Origin of the sequence: Acidiplasma cupricumulans (assembly GCF_001402935.1) — an archaeon.
Lineage (GTDB): Archaea > Thermoplasmatota > Thermoplasmata > Thermoplasmatales > Thermoplasmataceae > Acidiplasma > Acidiplasma aeolicum.
In genome coordinates, this window is sequence record NZ_LKBH01000287.1 from 1 (window position 1) to 736 (window position 736).

General features: G+C 34.8%; 2 protein-coding genes. Both read right to left on the reverse strand.

Translation table 11 applies throughout. The features are described 5' to 3' along the window. Nucleotides 1-21: 21 nt before the first annotated feature. Entirely contained in the window at nt 22-534 is a 513-nt protein-coding gene (locus tag AOG55_RS07820; protein ID WP_048101267.1) for a hypothetical protein, read from the reverse strand. Then, on the reverse strand, nt 521-736 hold a 216-nt coding region (locus tag AOG55_RS07825; protein WP_162216775.1), incomplete at its 5' end, for an AMP-binding enzyme. The genes AOG55_RS07825 and AOG55_RS07820, both read right to left, overlap by 14 nt.

Consider the following 736-nt stretch of genomic DNA (forward strand, 5'->3'; position numbering starts at 1 on the left):
AATAATATCTAATAAAATCCATTATAATGTTACATTTCCATTATTTAATTGCTGGCTAGATGCACTAAAATAGGTTGCCTCAATTGATAGATTATACACGGTTAGATTCCCGCTTAAAATTCCAGTTATGGTGGTTATTACATTTAATATACCATTTACCAGTGTGTTAATTGCTGAAAAGCTAAGGGTGTTTGACCATACATTCAGGCCTGTAATATTTCCATATGGTGCTGTTATGGTTATAATTTTATTTCCCAATACGGTGTGCTGCAGGGTAAGATTATTAAATGACGCAGAGGCAGCTGTAATATGGTAGGTTCCATTCAACTCTGGTGTAATAACTGCATCATGAAGTGTTATTTTGGTTATATTTATAAAAAAGAAATTTTGTGGGTCACTGGCCGTACTGGAATTGTTTTCATTTCCATTCCTGCCCTGATGTAGAAAACTTCCATAATAGGGAATAAAGCTTAATATGATTATTAATGCCAGTGAAATGACCACAATTTTTAGATATTTTTTATTTGTTCTCATTTTCACCACGCAATGCCTTCTTATCCACCTTTCCAACAAGTGTTTTTGGCAGCTCATCCCTGAATTCTATGATTTTTGGCACCTTGTAAACTGCAAGCTTATCCCTGCAGAAATCAATAACATCCTTCTCAGTTAATGTATTATCATTCCTTACTATTACAGCCTTTACCGTTTCACCACGGTGCTCATCCCTTATGCCTAT